This window comes from Komagataeibacter ossonobensis (genome assembly GCF_057359305.1).
The window spans coordinates 181158-198086 of the sequence record NZ_JBXAYQ010000002.1; the positions used below are offsets into that span (position 1 = coordinate 181158).

Here is a 16929-nt window from a genome sequence, read left to right on the forward strand (position 1 = left end):
ATGTCGGGCATTCAGGCCATGCAACCGGAGTAATGGAGGACAGCCATGACGCAGAATTTCGATATAAAGGCGATTCCCATCCTGTCGGACAATTATGCCTGGTTCGTGCATGATGGCGTAACAGGGGCGGCCGGCATGGTTGACCCGGCGCAGGAGGCCCCCCTGATTGCCGCCATCGACGCAGCGGGGGGCAGGCTGGACCTGATTTTCCTGACCCATCACCATGCCGACCATATCGCGGCGGCTGATGCCCTGCGCCAGCGTTATGGCGCGAAGATCGTGGGACCGGCAGCAGAAGTCGCCCGGCTGCCCCGCCTTGATATCGCGGTGCGCGACGGGGATGTCGTGGCCCTGGGGCAGTCCCGGGCGCAGGTAATCGCAACACCGGGGCACACGGCGGGGGAGGTGTCGTATTATTTCCCCGACGGCCCGGCGCTGTTCTGTGGCGATACGCTGTTCAGCATGGGATGCGGGCGACTGTTCGAGGGTACGCCGGCCGATATGTTCGCCAGCCTGCAACGGATCAGGGCACTGCCTGATGACACACAGATCTGCTGCGGGCATGAATATACCCAGTCCAATGCCCGTTTTGCGCTGCATGTCGACCCGGACAACATCGCGCTGAAAAAGCGTGCCGCACAGGTGGCCGACCTGCGACGCAGGGGGCTGCCCACGCTGCCGGTTCCCCTGTCGGTGGAATGTCTGACCAATCCCTTCCTGCGCGCGCCGGATGTGGCGACCCTGGCGCGGTTGCGCAGTGAAAAGGACAGTTTCTGACATACTACGTCATGTTTGCCGCGACCTGTGAAACGCGGGTGGTTACGTCTGCGTTTTACAGGCACGAAAAGCGGGATTCATGGCGGGGCATGCGGCGGGAATGGCCATCATCCGGTCATGGCCCGACCATGTGGATGGGAAAAGGGAACCGGATGGCGATATTGTTTTCCCGTCCGCAATCACAATTAATGATCCGGCTCATGGCCAGCCCCTGATATTATGACATAATGCTGGCTGTCTGGCGGTCATGGATGCAGGGACAGGCGCAGGCCCCGCGCTGGATCCATGCCGCAAGGCTGGACGTGGCCAGGGGGTAGGTATGAAGGGGTCATGCCGGGGGAGACCCGACCGGTAAAACTCCATATCTGGCCTGCATGCACAATGTCTGGCCGGGATGGCCGCCATCTGGTGGGCGACGTCATGGCCCATCGGGGTGTTACGGGCCAGATCCATGCGAAAGGAAGGCATTTGTCGGTATCTTCTGTCCCGGTAATCATCAAGAAATACGCCAATCGGCGGCTGTACGATACCGAGCTTTCGGCCTATATCACCCTTGAAAACCTGATGGACATGGTCAAGCAGGACCGTGCCTTCGTTATTCTGGATGCCCGCACGGGTGATGACATAACCCGTGGCGTGCTGGCGCAGGTCATGCTGGAAGAGGAAACCCGAGGGCGCGCCATGCTGCCGGTTGCCTTCCTGCGCCAGCTTATCCGCTGTTATGGCGATAGCAGGCAGGGTGAGGTATCCGATTACCTGGAACGCATGATGGCCGAATTCATGGACCGGCAGCCCCCTTCCGCGACACCGGATGGACTGGAACAGCTGGGGACGGAAAACGCTGCGGTGGTGCGGCAGGCCATGTCCCTGTTCACTTCCCTTTATGCCGTGGAACGGGTGGGTAACCGGACGGTGGAAAACCTGCTGCAGGAAATCATGGACCTGCGCCAGCAGGTGGCGGCGCTACAGGATCGCCATGGAGAAGCACCGAATGAAAAGGGCAGCCGCTGAGCCTGTCTTGCGGATGGGAAAGCCTGCTTTCCCTTAGACAATAAAAGTTTTTTGGGTGCCGCCTTTTTTCAAAACGGCGGCGTTTGGCGAATCTTTGTGAAAAAAGCTTCGCCAAAAACTTTATCTATCAATCAATTGGTCTTTTGAGCGGGATCAGCCGGGGCTGCCTGCGCAGGCACCGGCAGCCCGTGACTGGTGCACAGTTGCCGCCACGCCTGACCGATGGCGGGCAGCAGTTGCGCCCGCCGCAGCCCTGCAGGCAGGGGCGCGCCCACAACGATATGGATCGTGCCCGGACGTTTCAGCAGACCGCCGGGTTTCCAGTACAGCCCCGCATCCGTCGCCACGGGAATGACCGGCAGCCCGGTATGGGTGGCAAGGGCGGCAATGCCGGGCTGCAGGCTGATGGGGGCACCAGGGACCGTGCGCGTACCTTCGGGAAAGATGATGATCTGCCGTCCGTCGGCCACCGCCGCGTCGGTTGCGGCCAGCAGGGCGCGCAGGGCCTTTGCCTTGCCATCCCGGTCCACCGGGATCATGCCGCTCAGCCGCAGCATGGGACCGACCAGCGGTATGCGCTCCAGTTCGCGCTTCATGACATAGGTCGGGCGCGGCACAAGGTTCATCCAGACCAGGGTGTCGAATTCGGACTGGTGCTGGCATGCCAGCAGGCACGGCCCGGCAGGCAGGTGCTCCATGCCGCTGACCTTTATGTCAATCCGGCAGATACGTTGCAGCCCCCGCAGGGTCAGCCCCGTCCATACCTTGGCATAGGCCAGCGCCCGTCCGGGTGCGAACAGCCGGATGGGAAAGGCCAGAATGCCCATGATGATGGTCAGCAGCAGGAAATACAGGTTGAAGGCAAACGCGCGCAGTACTGTCATCACGAACGGGTCCATCAGTATGAATGGGTGTTCCTAACACCAGAAAACCGGCGTCAGGACAAGCGGTGGCCCGGTATTCAGCCCATGACGGGCGGTGCGCCGGGGCGGGTGTCGGTATGGTTGATCAGGCCGTGCAGTGGCCGCGTCAGGCGCGCGATATCAAGGCAGGCCAGCAGCCATTTGTCATATTCCGTCACCATAAGCCGCATGGTGGCGGGATGCAGCAGGTGCTGCAGCGCGGGTGAGCGGATCGGATAACCATACAGCCGCACATCGGGCACCGTGCGCCTGATTTCCATCATGGCGCGGCGGATATGGTACCCCGCCGTCACCACGACCAGACTATGGATATGGTAGGCCCGTACCCAGGCCGCCGTTTCATCTGCATTGCCCAGCGTGGATGTGGCGCTATGGCCCAGTGTCGTGCGCATCCATAACGCCAGTGGCGTGGGCTGTGGCTGGTGGCGCAGGAAATCGCCCAGCGTTGCATGCAGGTCCACGCCGGAAATCAGCAGCCGGTCCGCGTCGCCTTCCGCCAGCAGGCGCAGGGATTCGTCAATCCGGCCCTGTCCGCCCGTCAGTGCCACGATCCCGTCCACATGCGGCGGCCGCGCGGGGGGGCGCATGGCGTCACGGGTAAACCATGCCAGTCCCGCCATCCATGCCAGCAGGGTGGCCAGTACGCCCGTGGCCAGCAGCCTGCGGCGGAAGGGGGATGGTCGTCCGTTGCCGTGTGGCAGCCGTATCATGGCAGGCGGCGCAGCCATGCCCGCACGGTCAGCTGGGTTGTGACCCAGCCCGTCATGCCTGCCGCGGGCGGCAGCGCCAGCAGCATCCATAACAGCGCGTGCGGCACGATGTCCGCCCATGCGGCGGGATCGCGCCAGTCCATGGGGGCCGTGGCCTGCGCATCGGTCACGGCGGCAAAGGGAGCGGCCAGATGCGACATGGCCAGCAGCATGGGCAATGCCGCAAGACTGCCCCCAAGCCCCCCCACCAGCGCCAGCAGTCCCACGCGCGATGCGAACCGCCCGGAAATATAGCTGTCCATCGCCCCCAGTGAGTGGATCAGTGCAATGGCCTGCCGCCGGGTCTGCAGTCCCGCGCGCGTCGCGGCCATGACCACGCACACCGCCACCGTCATCACGATCAGTACGGACAGCAGCGCACAGGCCTGCAGGCTGGCAGCCAAGGCTGCCAGCCGGTCGCTCCATACACTGTCATGTTCAACCATCACACCGGGGGCAATGGCTTCCAGCCGGGGCAGCAGGGGCGGCATCGGGTCCTGTCCGGCTGTCGTATGCACCTCGATCACGGCGGGCAGGGGCAGGGACGCGTCCCCGGTCTGCTCGATCCATGGGGCCAGCAGGCTGCGCAGTTCCGCGTCACTTAGACGGTGCGCCGTGATGATGCCGGGGGCATGGGCCAGAATGTCCTGCACGGCCGCGATCCGTGTGCCCGTGCCGGCCGCCGGGTCATCGGGGCCGGGAACCTGCACGGTCGTGACCGCCCCCGCGCCATGGGTCCAGCGCTGCGACAGGCCATGTGCCGCAATCCCCCCCGCCAGCGCCAGCGCGGCAAGAAAGGACATGGCCGCGACGAGGAAGGGCAGGAACTGCCCCGGCAAGGCCTGATGCAGGGCCAGCCCGTCATGATAGCGCCTGCGTGCCATCAGCGGTAATCCCGCACCATGTGGCCATGCGCCAGTTCAATGGCGGGGGCGGGATATTTTTCCACGATCGCGTCGTTATGGGTGGCCACCACGATGGTCGTGCCCAGTTCCGCCAGCCGGTGGAACATGGCCATGAGACGCCCCGCCTGCCGTTCATCCAGCGCGTTGGTCGGTTCATCCGCCAGAAGCAGGGCAGGACGGTAGATCACCGCGCGCGCGATCGCGACCCGCTGCTGCTCGCCGCCCGAAAGCTGCAGCGGCCGCGCGTCCAGACGGTTTTCCAGCCCGACCCATTTCATAATGGCGTGCACCTCATGGGCGATCTCGTCCTCCGCGCGGTGCTGCAGGCGCAGCGGGAGGGCGACGTTGTCAAACACGCTGAGGTCGGGCAGCAGCCGGAAATCCTGCCACACCGTCCCGATGCGGCGGCGCAGGCGCGCAAGACTGCTGCGCCGCGCCTGCATGACCGGCACGCCCAGTATTTCCACCATCCCGGCACTGGCCTGCACTTCCAGCGACAGGATGGACAGCAGCGACGACTTGCCCGCACCCGACGGGCCAAGCAGCCAGCGGAATTCACCCTGCGGGACATCAAGGCTGATATGTGACAGCGCGGCCACCCCGGCGTTGCCGCCATGGGCGTAACTGACATCATGCAGGCGGAACATGCGGGCGGCCCTGCCTGTCTTTACATGGTGCGCGCGGCAATGGTGGACAGCGTGGCGCACAGCGCCGCCGCCGCCATGAGCAGCAGCCCGTCAAAGACCAGCGAGGACGGGGTCAGCAGGTGGGATCCCACCTCCAGATGGTCGGGAATGGAATGCGTGACATGCGCGATCATGTCGCGTGTCTGCGGGTCGTTGCCCACGGCGCCGTTCACGATCCCGATGATATGGGGCAGCGCGCTCCACCCGATGCCAAGGATCAGGACCAGTGGGGCGACCAGTTCCGATACCTGCTGCACCAGATAGAACAGGAAGTAGAAAACCGACCATACCGCCAGCCGCACGATACGCGGCATATTCATCCCGCCCGCAGCACTGGTGGCAGGGGGCAGCGTGCGATCATGCTGCTGGTTGGAAAAGGGACTGTCCATTAAAACAAGACTCCGGTCATGGGTGCTGCTTCCCCGGATTGTTGGAAACGCATTCCAGACCGAGGTAGCGACCGCTTGTATTAAATGCAAACTTCTGCCTTGTGCATATGGGAAACAGCAGGTGCGCCGTCGCTAATGGATAACGCCACGCCACAGCAGGGTAAGGGATATGGATCGGGCCGGCCGCCGTTGCCGCCCGTCATGATCTTTCGCGTCGGTTCGCGGCAGTATGGCCTGCCCGCGGGCCTTGTGGTCAGGGAATGCATGCCCGTGCCCGAACTCATGCCGGTGGCCGTGGCGCTGCCGCATGTATCGGGCTGGTTCCGGCTGGGGGCGGCCATGGTGGTGGTGATCGACCTTGGCGTGCTGCTGGGGGAACGCACGCAGGCGGTGCGCCAGCCTGTTGACCTGCTGTACTGCCCGCTGCTGCTGTGCAACCTGCCCGGCGGGGGCAGCGTGGCCCTGCTGGTGGATGCGGTGTGCGCGGTCACGCGGCAGCCCGCCCCCGTTGCCCCTGCCACGGTTGACGGTGACATGGCAGGGGGGACGGACGCCGGGCGGGAACTGGAACTTGCAGATGGTGGCATTGCATTCATGTTGCGCATGACCGACATCATCAATGATGATGAACGCATGCGGCTGGACACCCTGATGGAACGTACCCGTGCGCGCGCCACCCTGTGGGCCGCGATCGATACACCGCAACCCGACATGCCCGACGAGGGGCATGGGGAAGGACGTTCATGACGGGACCGGCAGCCTTTCCCCCCGCGGGCCTGCGGCGCCTGCTCAATGCGGTGACCCGCCGCACGGGGCTGCATTACTACATGGACAAGGCCGATCTGCTGGAACAGGTGGTGGGCGCGCGCATGGCGCTGCATGGCTTTCGTACCTGCCATGACTATCTTGCCCTGCTGGCCGATGGGGCGCGGGGTGACAGGGAATGGCGGGAACTTGAATCCGCCATCACCATAGGGGAGACGTTTTTCTTCCGGTATGCCGAACAGTTCGCGGCCCTTGAACGCACCATCCTGCCGCAATTGATCCGCCGGGCTGCCGCTACGCGCCACCTGCGGATATGGAGTGTCGGCTGTTCCAACGGGGCCGAACCCTATTCCATCGCCATCCTGCTGACGCGCCTGCTGGATGACGCGGGGATGAATCCCGCTGACTGGCATATCGAAATCCTGGGCACCGATATCAGTACCCGCGCCCTGGAACAGGCGCGCCAGGCCGAATTCAGCGCATGGACCCTGCGTGACATAGCGCCCGCGCAGTGTGCCGCGTGGTTCACCCCAGTCAGTCCCCGGATATGGCGGCTGCATGAATGCTATTGCCGCATGGTCCGCTTCCGTTACAGCAATGTCCTTGACCTGCTGCGGCCCGATGGCGGGCCGCCGGGGCCATTCGACCTGATCCTGTGCCGCAACGTGCTGATCTATTTCGCGCAGGCACAGGCACAGGCACTGGTCCATGCCATGGCGGGCCGGCTTGCGCCCCAGGGCTGGATCCTGCTGGGGCATTCCGAACCCGTTTCCTGTTTTGCGCCCAGCCTTGAAACCGTGCGCCTGCCGGGCACGCTGGCATTTCGCCGGCCCGCAAAGGCAGGTGGGGACGTGCCGGATGCGCCCGTCGCATGCGATACGTCCCGGCGCAGGCCCACGCGCGCGCTTGTGCCCATGCCCGCCGTGGATAGCACGCCAGTCGCTGCCGAAATCCGGCAGATTGCGGATACGGGGCAGGTTCCGCTGGCCATGCGCATGTGCCGTGACCACCTGCTGCGCCACCCCATGGATACCCGCATCCATTTCCTGTTTGCCGTGCTGGCATGGGGTGAAGGCAGCCTGCTGCAGGCCGAGGAATCGTTCCGCCGGGTTATTTACCTGTGCCGCGACCATGTCATGGCGCGCTGCTACCTTGCCCGCCTTTTGGAAGATGCGGGCGGATGGGTGGAGGCAAACCGGCTGCGCCTGCAGATGATGGAACTGGCCCGCCGCTGCCCGCCCGCTACCGTGCTGCCCGATGGGGATGGCATGACGGCGGGGGGCCTGCTGCGTCTGGCCCGACAGGCCAGTGAGGCCCCGGCAATCCGTCATGCACAGGTGACATCGTGACGGAAAACCGCGACATCACGCCACCATCCGGCAGGGATGCCTTCGCCCGTCGGGTATTGCACGAACGCGCGCAGATCATGGCCGCGCGCGGGCAGGAACACACAGGGGCTGCAGCGGGGCGGCTGCTGGTCATGCTGGACCTTGCGGGGCAGGCCTGCGGTGTGGACCTGCATGCCGTGCTGCGCGTGACCGATCCGGTCTGGAGTGATATGCCCCGCAGGCCCGACTGCCCACCCGGCGTGCGCGGCGTGCATGGCTATCAGGCTGACCTGTATACCGTATTCGACCTTTCGGTCCTGCTGGGCGGCGCACCGCTGGAGGCGCCCGGCGTGATGCTGCTGCTGCGTTCGGTTTCCAGCATTCCGCTGGGGCGCATCGCCCTGCTGGCCAGTGGTGCCGCGGGCACCGTGGAAATCACGGGCACGCCCACGCCGCTGACGCCTTCGGGCTTTCCACAGGCCAGCCTGCCCGATGGGCGCAGCCTGACCGTCATTGATCCCGCGCGCCTGTTTTCTTCCCGTTATGTCGGAGTGTGAAGTACCGTGACAATCGCCAATCGCCTGCTGTTCGGCTTCATGGTCGGTGTCCTGCTGATGGTATCGCTGGGTATCTACGCGCTGGGACAGATCCGGGAGGTGCGTGATGAAATGACGATCATCGTCACGCGCGACCTGTCGGTCTATCGTGAACTGACGCATATCCGCGCCAATGAAAACGACCTTGTCGCCCGCAGGCTTGCCATCCTTGCGCATTATTACGCGCATGATTTCGAAACCGCCCCCACCGTACTGGAAGACGCCATTGCGGGATGGGATGAAAAAGCGCGCGACGCGGACAGGCTGCTGGCGGGCGTGCTGTCGCGCGCGGAGGAAGGGGGCAGGCTGGCCCGCAGCGACGACCAGCGCGAGATGTTCAATACCGTCGCCAGCCAGTTGCGGGATATTTCCGCGCAGTTCCAGATGGATACGCGTGGCGCGGCCATGCTGTTCCAGGCCATACGCGCGGGCAATGACGCGGGCGTGCGCGAACAGGCATCGCGTATCGACAACCGCGAACAGTCGATAGACCTGCTGGTGGGGCGGGCGGCGTCCCTGCTGGATCACGGGGTGCAGGTGGCCGAAACGCAGGGGGCAGCATCATATGATTACAGCCGCCGTTCGCTGGCTATCGGCATGGCGGGGGCAGTTGTCGTGGCCCTGATCGTGACTTTCTGGACGCGGCGTTCGATCATGGAACCGATTTCGTCCATCATGCATGTGATGGAACGCGTGGGGCAGGGCGACCTTGCCACCCGCGCCAAGGTGGGCGGCATGGGCGAGGACCGTGACGAGGTCGCCCGCCTGGCTGCCGGCCTGAACCGCATGATTGACGGCCTGCGGGAAATCGCGCGCCAGAGCGGGGAAGTCACGCAGAACCTTGACGCCGCCGTGGCCGAAATCCGCGCTTCCACCCAGCAGCAGGCCGCAAGCGTGGAGGAACAGTTCGCCGCAGTACAGGAAACGGCGGCCACCGTGGATGAAATCACCCATTCGGGTGCCCAGATCAGCAAGCGCGCGCGTGAGGTGATTTCCTCGGCGGAGGTGATCGTCCACAGTTCCGCAAGCGGTCTGGAAGCGGTGGAGGAAACGGCCCGCGCCATGGCCCATACCCATGACGGGGCGGAAGCCGTGGCGTCGAACATCGTGGCCCTGTCCGAACGGACCGAGGCGATCAGCGAAATCATCGCGTCCGTCAATGACCTGTCCGAACGCTCCCACCTGCTGGCGCTGAATGCCGCGATCGAGGCGGCCGCGGCGGGCGAGCACGGGCGGTCGTTTGCCGTGGTGGCGGCGGAAATGAAGATCCTCGCCGACCAGTCGCGCGATGCGACGCAGAATGTACGCGCCATCCTTGGTGACATCCAGCGCGGCATCAACACCTCCGTCATGCTGACGGAGGAAGCGGTCAAGCGTGTCTCGGCGGGGAAGGAACGCACCGACATTGCCTACCGCACTATCGAACGCATGACCGGCGGGATCGAGGAAGGCGTACATGCCTTCCAGCAGATCGTGGCGTCAACCAACCAGCAGCAGATCGGCATTGAACAGGTCATGACCGCGCTGCAGAGCATCCGACAGGCCAGCCAGCAGACATCGGCGGGCACCCGCAATCTGGAGGTCTCGGCCAGCAACCTTGGCAAGCTGTCAAAACAGCTTCTGACCATTTCCGCCCGTTACCAGACCTGACGGCCGGGCCGTGGACACCCTTCGCGACGAACTTCTGGCGGTATTCGATGCGGAATACCGCGACCACCTGCGTGTGATCCGCGGTATCGTGGCCACCGGCTGCACGGATGCGCAGGGGCTGGCGGAAATCTTCCGGCGTGTCCACTCGCTCAAGGGGGCGGCGCGGGCGGTGGAACTGCCGGTGGTCGAAGGGGTGGCCCACGCGCTGGAAAACCGCTTGTCGGCCCTGCAGGCGGCCCGTGCCCTGCCGGATGAAGCCGATCTGAAGGCGATTACCGATACACTTGATGAAGTGGACCTGCTGATGACCGCCGCCCCGGCGGGGGCGGACGTCCATGCGCCGGATGAGGAGGCACCTGCCACCACGGCCATGGAAAACCCGGCCTATGTACAGGTGCCTGTCGCACGGCTCGATGCGCTGGCCTCGGCGGTGCATGACCTTATGTCCGTGGCCGAACGGCATGAGCGGCTATGGGCGCAGGTGATGGATCTGCTTGATGAATCCCGTGTGGTCATGCACGCGCCCGAACGCATGCGCGCCGATCCCGTGGCCGAATTCGCGCGCATGACGCGCAGGCTCATGACGGTGGGGCGCGAGCGTGAACTCATGTCCGGGCAGATCGACCGCGCATTGCTGCGACTGGGGGAGGAAGTCCATGCGGTGACCCTCGTGCCCGCCGAAAGCGTGTTCGGCTCCCTTGCCGCCATGGCCCGGCGCATCGCACGCGAACATGGCGGCCCGGATGCGGGGGTGGAGGTACACATGTACGGCATGGAGGTCCAGACCGAACGCCGTGTGATGCAGGCCCTGCGCGACCCGGTGGTCCATCTTGTGCGCAACGCCATCGTGCACGGGCATGAAAGCCGTGCCCAGCGGTTGAAGGAAGGCAAGTCCGAACGCCTGAACATCACCATCGCCGTCACCCTGACGGGCGTGCGGCTGCAGGTTGCGGTCAGTGATGACGGGCGTGGTCCCGACCTGCAGGCCATCGCCGCGCGGGCTGCGGGGCAGGGGCTGGTCCATGCCGATGCGCCGCTGGATGCGCGGCAGTTGCTGGCGCGCGTGTTCGAACCGGGTTTTTCCACGCGCGGGCAGGCCGATAAGCTGGCCGGGCGCGGGGTTGGCCTGTCGGTGGTGGCCGAAGCCGCGCGCGCCCTGCATGGCACCGTGCGCATGGAACAGCGCCAGCCCGCGGGCACGACCGTCACCCTGACCGTGCCGGTGTCCCAGCGCCAGCGCACCGTGCTGCTGGTGGAAAATGCCGGGCAGTCGCTTGGCCTGCCCGGACGCGTGATCCGCCACCTGCTGCGGGTGCGGCGTGATGAGATCCGGCTGCTCAATGGCGCGCCCTTCGCCGTGGTGCCGCATCCCCATGACGGCACGCATCCTGCGGCCGGCCAGACCAGGAAACAGGCCGAGGACCTGGTGCCGCTGGTGCCGCTGCGGGCTTTCGTGGGAGATGAGAACGCGCCACTGCCCGTGCGCGATGGCGCGGTCAGCGTCGTGGTGATGGAGGTGGATGGCGTGCGCTGCGGCTTTGCGGTGGAACGCATGGTGGATGTACGCACGCTGCTGGTGTCGGATGCGACCGCCGTGGGGCTGGACAGTGAACTGGTGCCCGGCATTGCCTGGCAGCGCGAGGACCAGCCGGTTTTCATCCTTAGCCCCGACCGGCTGTTTGCGCGCTGGCGGCTGCGGGGCAATGGCGACGGCGTCTGTTTCAGTGACGTGGATGAAGCCGCCCCCGTGGTGCCCGTGCGCCATGCGCCGCTGGTCATGGTGGTGGATGATTCGATCACGACCCGGACACTGCAGAAAACCATATTGCAGTCCCATGGTTACGATGTCTGCCTTGCGGTGGATGGGGAGGAAGCGCTGGCGATGCTCCAGCAGTCCTCGCGGCATGTGGATGTTGTGGTGACGGATGTTGAAATGCCGCGCATGGATGGCTTCGCCCTGTTGGCGGCCATGCGGGCCGACCCCCATCTGTCGGGCATACCGGTTGTGCTGATGACATCGCGTGACGAGGGGGATGACGTGCGCCGGGGCATGGAAGGGGGCGCGCGCGCCTACCTGACCAAACAGAAATTCGATCAGGGTGAACTGATCGATACCATAAAGGGGCTGTTGTGAACGATATGACGCCCCAGGCCCCGCGCCGCGTGCTGATCGTGGAGGATTCGGCGGTGCTGCGCCACCTGCTGATGCGCGTGGTGGCGGGCGACCCGCGTCTGGAACTGGTGGAGGCCGTGGAAACGGCGGAGGAGGCGCTGCGCCTTGTCCCGCGCCTGCGCCCCGATGTGATTTCCATGGATATCTGCCTGCCCGGCATGGACGGGCTGGAAGCGACCCGGCAGATCATGGCGCATTTTCCAACCCCCATCGTGATCGTCAGTGACACTGTCGGCGCGCAGGCGACGCAGGTTTCCATGAATGCCCTGCGATCGGGGGCGCTGTCGGTGATCGAGAAGCCGCAGGGCCTGTCGGGTGCAGCAGGTGCGGCCGTGGCGCAGGGGATCGCCACACAGCTGTATATCATGAGTCAGGTGCCCGTGATCCGCCGCCGCCTAATGCAGGCCGAACCCTTCCGGCACAAGGGCATGTGGACGCGCCCGCTGGAAATCCGCCCGCGCATCCTTGCCCTTGCGGCATCCACCGGGGGGCCTACGGCCTTTGCCCGCGTGCTGAATGACCTGCCGGCGGATTTCGCGCTGCCGGTGGTGCTGGTGCAGCATATGGGCCAGTCGTTCATGGAAGGGTTCGCGGCCTGGCTGGACCAGCATGTGGCCCTGCCGGTCATGCTGGCGCAGCACGGCATGCCGCTGGAACGCGGCCGGGTGCTGGTGGCGCCGGGCAACCGGCACATGACGGTCGGCCCGCGCGGCGATGTGCTGCTGCATGATGATGCACTGGTGCAGGGGCAGCGGCCATCGGCCGACGTGCTGTTTTCTTCCGTGGCCCGCGTGTTTGGCGCGGACAGCCTTGGCGTGCTGCTGACCGGCATGGGTGAAGACGGCGTGGAGGGGCTGGGCCGTATCCGTGGTGCCGGTGGCTATACCATTGTCGAAGATCGCAGCACCGCCGTCATCCATGGCATGCCCGGCGCCGCCGAACGCGCGGGGGCTGCGTGCATAAGCCTACCAGTGCATGAAATCACCCCGCATATTCTCCGGATCGTGGCAGGTGGCCAGATCCCTTCCGAAGACCCCCTGGCAGGATGATGACGCACCGATGCCGCTGACTGACCAACAGGACCATGCCGACACCCTGCTGCTGGTGGAGGATTCGGACACGCAGGCCCTGCGTATCCGCCGCATGCTGGAAGGCCACGGCTTTCACGTCCACCGCGTGGCCAGCGGGGAAGAAGCACTCGATACCCTTGATGAACGTCTGCCGGGGCTGGTGATTGCCGATTACCACCTGCCGGGCATGAATGGCGGGCAGCTGGCCCGCCAGCTGCGCATGAACGCGGTCACGCGCACCATTCCCGTCCTGATCCTGACGGAAGGAATCGAACCGGGGTTGGAGCGCGAGGGGCTGGAAAGCGGGGCGGATGCCTATATCCCCAAATCATCCGATCCCGCACTGATCGTTTTCCGTATCCGCGCGCTGCTGCGTGAACATGCGGCGCATGCGCCATCCCTCCTGCCGCAGCGCGTGTTCCGCCGCGCGCGGATCATGGTCATCGCCCCCGAACCCGCCCACCGGCGCGCGGTGCCCGAACTGATCGACCAGTTGCGGCGTGACGGGCATATCGTCACCCTGTGCCCGGACCCGTCCCGGCTCAGGCCATCGCTGCTGCATGATCCCGACCATGTGCCCGACTGCGTGGTGATCGATCTGGCCTGCCGGGAATTCGACGGGCTGGGGGTGTGCCGCAAACTTGATGAATGGCGGCAGGAGGACCTGCTGTCGGGCAACGTGCCGCCGCGTATCCTGGGGGTGGATGGTGCGCCCCGGCCCGATGCGAAGGAGTTTTCGGCCCGCGTGTTCGAGGCGGGGATAGACGACCTTGTCTCGCGCGATGTGGGGCCTGCGGCTCTGGCGCTGCGCATCCGCGTGCTGGTGCGCCGCAAGCTTTTGCAGGATGACGTGCGCCGCATCGAGGTCGAGCGTCAGGCGCGTGAGATCGCGGTCAAGAGCGCACGGGCGGAGGCTGCCGCCATCGCGTCCAAGGCATCGCTGGCCGAGGCGCTGGAACAGGCCAACCGCGAACTGGCCGACGCCAACCGCAAGCTGATCGAGACACAGGGCAAGCTGGTGCAGACGGCCAAGATGGCGTCGCTGGGTGAACTGGTGGCGGGCATCGCGCATGAAATCAACAACCCGCTGGCCTTCATCCTTGCGCACAAGGACACGGTGGCGCGCGGGCTGGACCGTGTGATCGGGATGGAAGCCGCCTGCACCGATCCCGACCATGACGATCGCGCCGCGATCCTGAACAAATGCCGCGACCGGGTGGGGTCCATGAACATGGGGCTGCGGCGGATCCAGAACCTTGTGCTGAACCTGCGCAAATTCTCGCGCCTGGATGAAGGGCTGTTCCAGCTGATCGACGTGCCCGAGGCACTGGAAACCGTCATGGCGCTGCTGACACAGAAGCTGGGCAGCGGCATTGTGGTCAGGCGCCGGTACGAAGCGCCGGACCGGCTGTACTGTCAGGCGGCGCTGCTCAATCAGGTCATCATGAATATTATCAGCAATGCGGCCGATGCAATTCTTGCCGCCCAGCCTGATGATATGTCTGTCCGTGGCGGGATCGCGGAAGGGGAAATCGATATCCACACGTTCCTTGCGCATAATGGCGACGGGCGGGACAGCTATGTCTTTGTCATTACCGACAGCGGCCCCGGCATCGCCCCGGACGTGCAGGAACGTATTTTCGAGCCGTTTTTCACCACCAAGCCGGTCGGGGCGGGAACCGGGCTGGGGCTGGCGATCGCCTACAGCGTGGTGCAGGCCCATCAGGGCAGCCTGTCGGTTGGCAGCGCGCCGCAGGGCGGGGCGCGTTTCACCATTTCCGTGCCATGGAATCCCGGCCCGGGGAATGACGGACAGACAACCGCATCCCGGCCATTATCCGAACAAGCGCGCTGAGGTATCCTGACCTTCGTGCAGGGAGTTGCAGATCAATGAACACCAATCCCGCGACGCAACCGCGCCCTGTTGTCCTGCTGGTGGATGACGAAGCCGAGATCCTTGTGGCGCTTACGGACCTGCTGGAAGATACCTTTACCGTCCTGTCCACCACATCCCCCACCGAGGCGCTGGATATCCTCGCCACCCGCAACGACGTGGACGTGATCGTATCCGACCAGCGCATGCCCGAAATGGGCGGTGACGTGATGCTGGCGCGCGCGCGCCAGCACAGCGATGCGCAGGCCATTCTGCTGACCGGCTATGCCGATATCGGGGCGGTGGCGGCGGCGCTGAACCAGGGACGGATTTCGTTTTATTCGCACAAGCCATGGGACCCGGACGCCCTGCGCGCCATGATCGTGCAGGCGGCGGATTACCACCGGCTGGAACGTGAACTGCGCACCGAGCGCATGCTGCTGCATGGCCTGCTGGACAACCTGCGTTCGGGGCTGGGGTTCAAGGATGCGCAGGGTCGATTCATCCGCATCAACCAGCAGGCCGCTGATTTCTATGGTCGTGATATCGCAGGCTGCCTTGGCCATACGGAGGAGGAACTGTGTGACGCGGACCTGCTGCCCCTGATCCGTGCGGCGCATGAACGCCTGCACGCCGAGGGGCGGGACGAGGAAACCGTTGAACTGCCCGCCCATATCCGTGGCGGTGTGCAGGGGCGGTGGCGTGAGATCACGCGCGTCGTGCTGGGCGCGCTGGGGGACGGGTCGGCCTGTTCCGTTGTCATCAACCGGGACATCACCCGCCAGCAGGAAATGGCGGCCCGCCTGAGGCAGGCGGAAAAGATGCAGGCGCTGGGCACGCTGGCCGGTGGCATCGCGCATGATTTCAACAACCTGCTGACCGCCGTCCTTGGCTCGCTGGAACTGGTGCGCGACATGGGGCCGGAAACGGGGCCGATGGCGCGCCTGCTGGATAATGCGTCCGCCGCCGCACAGCGGGGTGCATCATTGACGCGCAGGCTGCTCAATTTCAGCCGTCCGCGCGACCTCAGCCTTGAGCCGGTGGATGTGAACGCCCTTTTGCATGGCATGAACGACCTGCTGGCGCAGACGGTGGTGTCACGGCAGGGGAAAAGCGGCGGCGCGCCGTGCGCCATCGTGGTGGATACGGCGGCGTCGGATGGCATGCTGCCGCCGGTCTGCACCGATGCGGGACAACTGGAACTGGCGGTGCTCAACCTGTGCATCAACGCTGTCGACGCCATGCCCGAAGGCGGGCTGATAAAGGTTTCGACGGCGCTGAAGCAGGTGAAGGAAATCGTGGCGGGCACGAACCTCGTGCCCGGTGAATACGTCATGGTTTCGGTAACCGATCAGGGTGTCGGCATGTCGCCCGAGACGCTGGCCCGTGTGTTCGAACCCTTTTTCACCACCAAGGATGTCGGGCGCGGAACCGGGCTGGGCCTGTCCATGATCTATGGCTTCATCCGTCACGTGGGCGGCGAGGTGCAGGTGCGCAGCAGGCCGGACGAGGGCACGCGCGTTGACCTGTGCCTGCCGGTGCAGGGCGGCGGCAATGCCATGGACGCCCCGGTTGCCGCCCTGGCCACGACTTCGGCGGAGGGGACAGGCCAGCGCGCGCTGCATGTCATGGTGGTGGATGATGAACCGGGCGTGCGCGCAGTGACGGCGGGCTTCCTGCGCGCGCGTGGGCATGAGGTGCACGAATACGCCAGCGGCGCCGCCGCGGTAAAGGCGATGGAACAGGGGCCGGGGCCGATCGACCTTGTCATCATGGACGTGATGATGCCGGGCATGGGCGGGCTGGAGACGGCGCACCACCTGCAGGCGCTGCGTCCCGGCCTGCGGGTGCTGTACCTGACCGGTTACGCCAATGCCGGCGCCCTGCCGGCGGGCAGCGCCAATGTCATGCACAAGCCTTTTACCCGTGCCGATCTGGCCGCCCATATCGACCGGATCATGAACCGCGCCCCGCAGGAGGCATAGGGGCGCCGTACTGTCCGGGTGGTCTTGCCCCTTGTGCTGGCGTGAGAAC

At 65.2% G+C, this 16929-nt stretch carries 15 protein-coding genes; 10 read left to right on the plus strand and 5 right to left on the minus strand.

Features of this window, described 5'->3' with window-relative positions:
- Positions 1–45: 45 nt before the first annotated feature.
- Positions 46–777 carry a hydroxyacylglutathione hydrolase gene (gloB, locus tag AC1RQ9_RS03135; RefSeq protein ID WP_485985512.1) on the plus strand — a complete coding sequence of 244 codons (732 nt, stop codon included), beginning with the start codon at positions 46–48 and terminating at the stop codon, positions 775–777.
- Between the two features lie 381 nt (positions 778–1158).
- On the plus strand, positions 1159–1788 hold the full coding sequence (gene phaR / locus AC1RQ9_RS03140) for a polyhydroxyalkanoate synthesis repressor PhaR (RefSeq protein ID WP_485985513.1): 630 nt from the start codon (positions 1159–1161) through the stop codon (positions 1786–1788).
- A 131-nt stretch (positions 1789–1919) separates the two neighbouring features.
- On the opposite strand, the gene AC1RQ9_RS03145 is transcribed toward phaR, so the two are convergent.
- The 5 genes from AC1RQ9_RS03145 to AC1RQ9_RS03165 form a co-directional block, all read right to left on the minus strand.
- Positions 1920–2672, minus strand: coding sequence for a lysophospholipid acyltransferase family protein (locus tag AC1RQ9_RS03145; RefSeq protein ID WP_485985613.1), 753 nt, complete (start codon positions 2670–2672; stop codon positions 1920–1922).
- A 77-nt stretch (positions 2673–2749) separates the two neighbouring features.
- Positions 2750–3439 (minus strand): YdcF family protein, encoded by a 690-nt coding sequence (locus AC1RQ9_RS03150; RefSeq protein WP_485985514.1) that lies wholly within the window; start codon positions 3437–3439, stop codon positions 2750–2752.
- Positions 3418–4344 carry a cell division protein FtsX gene (locus tag AC1RQ9_RS03155; RefSeq protein WP_485985515.1) on the minus strand — a complete coding sequence of 309 codons (927 nt, stop codon included), beginning with the start codon at positions 4342–4344 and terminating at the stop codon, positions 3418–3420. The genes AC1RQ9_RS03150 and AC1RQ9_RS03155 overlap by 22 nt, the downstream gene beginning before the upstream one ends.
- Positions 4344–5012, minus strand: coding sequence for a cell division ATP-binding protein FtsE (locus AC1RQ9_RS03160; RefSeq protein ID WP_193732435.1), 669 nt, complete (start codon positions 5010–5012; stop codon positions 4344–4346). Before AC1RQ9_RS03160 ends, AC1RQ9_RS03155 begins: the two co-directional genes overlap by 1 nt.
- Before the next feature lie 20 nt (positions 5013–5032).
- On the minus strand, positions 5033–5440 hold the full coding sequence (locus AC1RQ9_RS03165; protein WP_193732434.1) for a hypothetical protein: 408 nt from the start codon (positions 5438–5440) through the stop codon (positions 5033–5035).
- 135 nt (positions 5441–5575) lie between these two features.
- Here AC1RQ9_RS03165 and AC1RQ9_RS03170 point away from each other — a divergent pair, with 135 nt between their 5' ends.
- The 8 genes from AC1RQ9_RS03170 to AC1RQ9_RS03205 are packed head-to-tail and all read left to right on the plus strand — an operon-like array spanning position 5576 to position 16880.
- Positions 5576–6187, plus strand: a complete 612-nt coding sequence (locus tag AC1RQ9_RS03170; protein ID WP_485985516.1) for a chemotaxis protein CheW — start codon at positions 5576–5578, stop codon at positions 6185–6187.
- A complete protein-coding gene (locus tag AC1RQ9_RS03175; protein WP_485985517.1) occupies positions 6184–7554 on the plus strand; it encodes a CheR family methyltransferase in 1371 nt (456 codons plus the stop codon). Before AC1RQ9_RS03170 ends, AC1RQ9_RS03175 begins: the two co-directional genes overlap by 4 nt.
- Positions 7551–8090 carry a chemotaxis protein CheW gene (locus AC1RQ9_RS03180; protein ID WP_485985518.1) on the plus strand — a complete coding sequence of 180 codons (540 nt, stop codon included), beginning with the start codon at positions 7551–7553 and terminating at the stop codon, positions 8088–8090. Before AC1RQ9_RS03175 ends, AC1RQ9_RS03180 begins: the two co-directional genes overlap by 4 nt.
- A gap of 6 nt (positions 8091–8096) precedes the next feature.
- Positions 8097–9779, plus strand: coding sequence for a methyl-accepting chemotaxis protein (locus AC1RQ9_RS03185; protein WP_193732430.1), 1683 nt, complete (start codon positions 8097–8099; stop codon positions 9777–9779).
- Positions 9780–9789: 10 nt separating this feature from the next.
- On the plus strand, positions 9790–11913 hold the full coding sequence (locus AC1RQ9_RS03190) for a hybrid sensor histidine kinase/response regulator (protein WP_485985519.1): 2124 nt from the start codon (positions 9790–9792) through the stop codon (positions 11911–11913).
- Complete coding sequence (cheB, locus tag AC1RQ9_RS03195) at positions 11910–13001, plus strand: chemotaxis-specific protein-glutamate methyltransferase CheB (protein WP_485985520.1); 1092 nt, start codon at positions 11910–11912, stop codon at positions 12999–13001. Before AC1RQ9_RS03190 ends, cheB begins: the two co-directional genes overlap by 4 nt.
- Positions 13002–13011: 10 nt before the next feature.
- Positions 13012–14877 carry a response regulator gene (locus AC1RQ9_RS03200; protein WP_485985521.1) on the plus strand — a complete coding sequence of 622 codons (1866 nt, stop codon included), beginning with the start codon at positions 13012–13014 and terminating at the stop codon, positions 14875–14877.
- Positions 14878–14912: 35 nt separating this feature from the next.
- The gene (locus AC1RQ9_RS03205) at positions 14913–16880 is read left to right on the plus strand and encodes a response regulator (protein WP_193732426.1); all 1968 of its coding nucleotides are present in this window, start codon (positions 14913–14915) and stop codon (positions 16878–16880) included.
- Positions 16881–16929 lie beyond the last annotated feature (49 nt).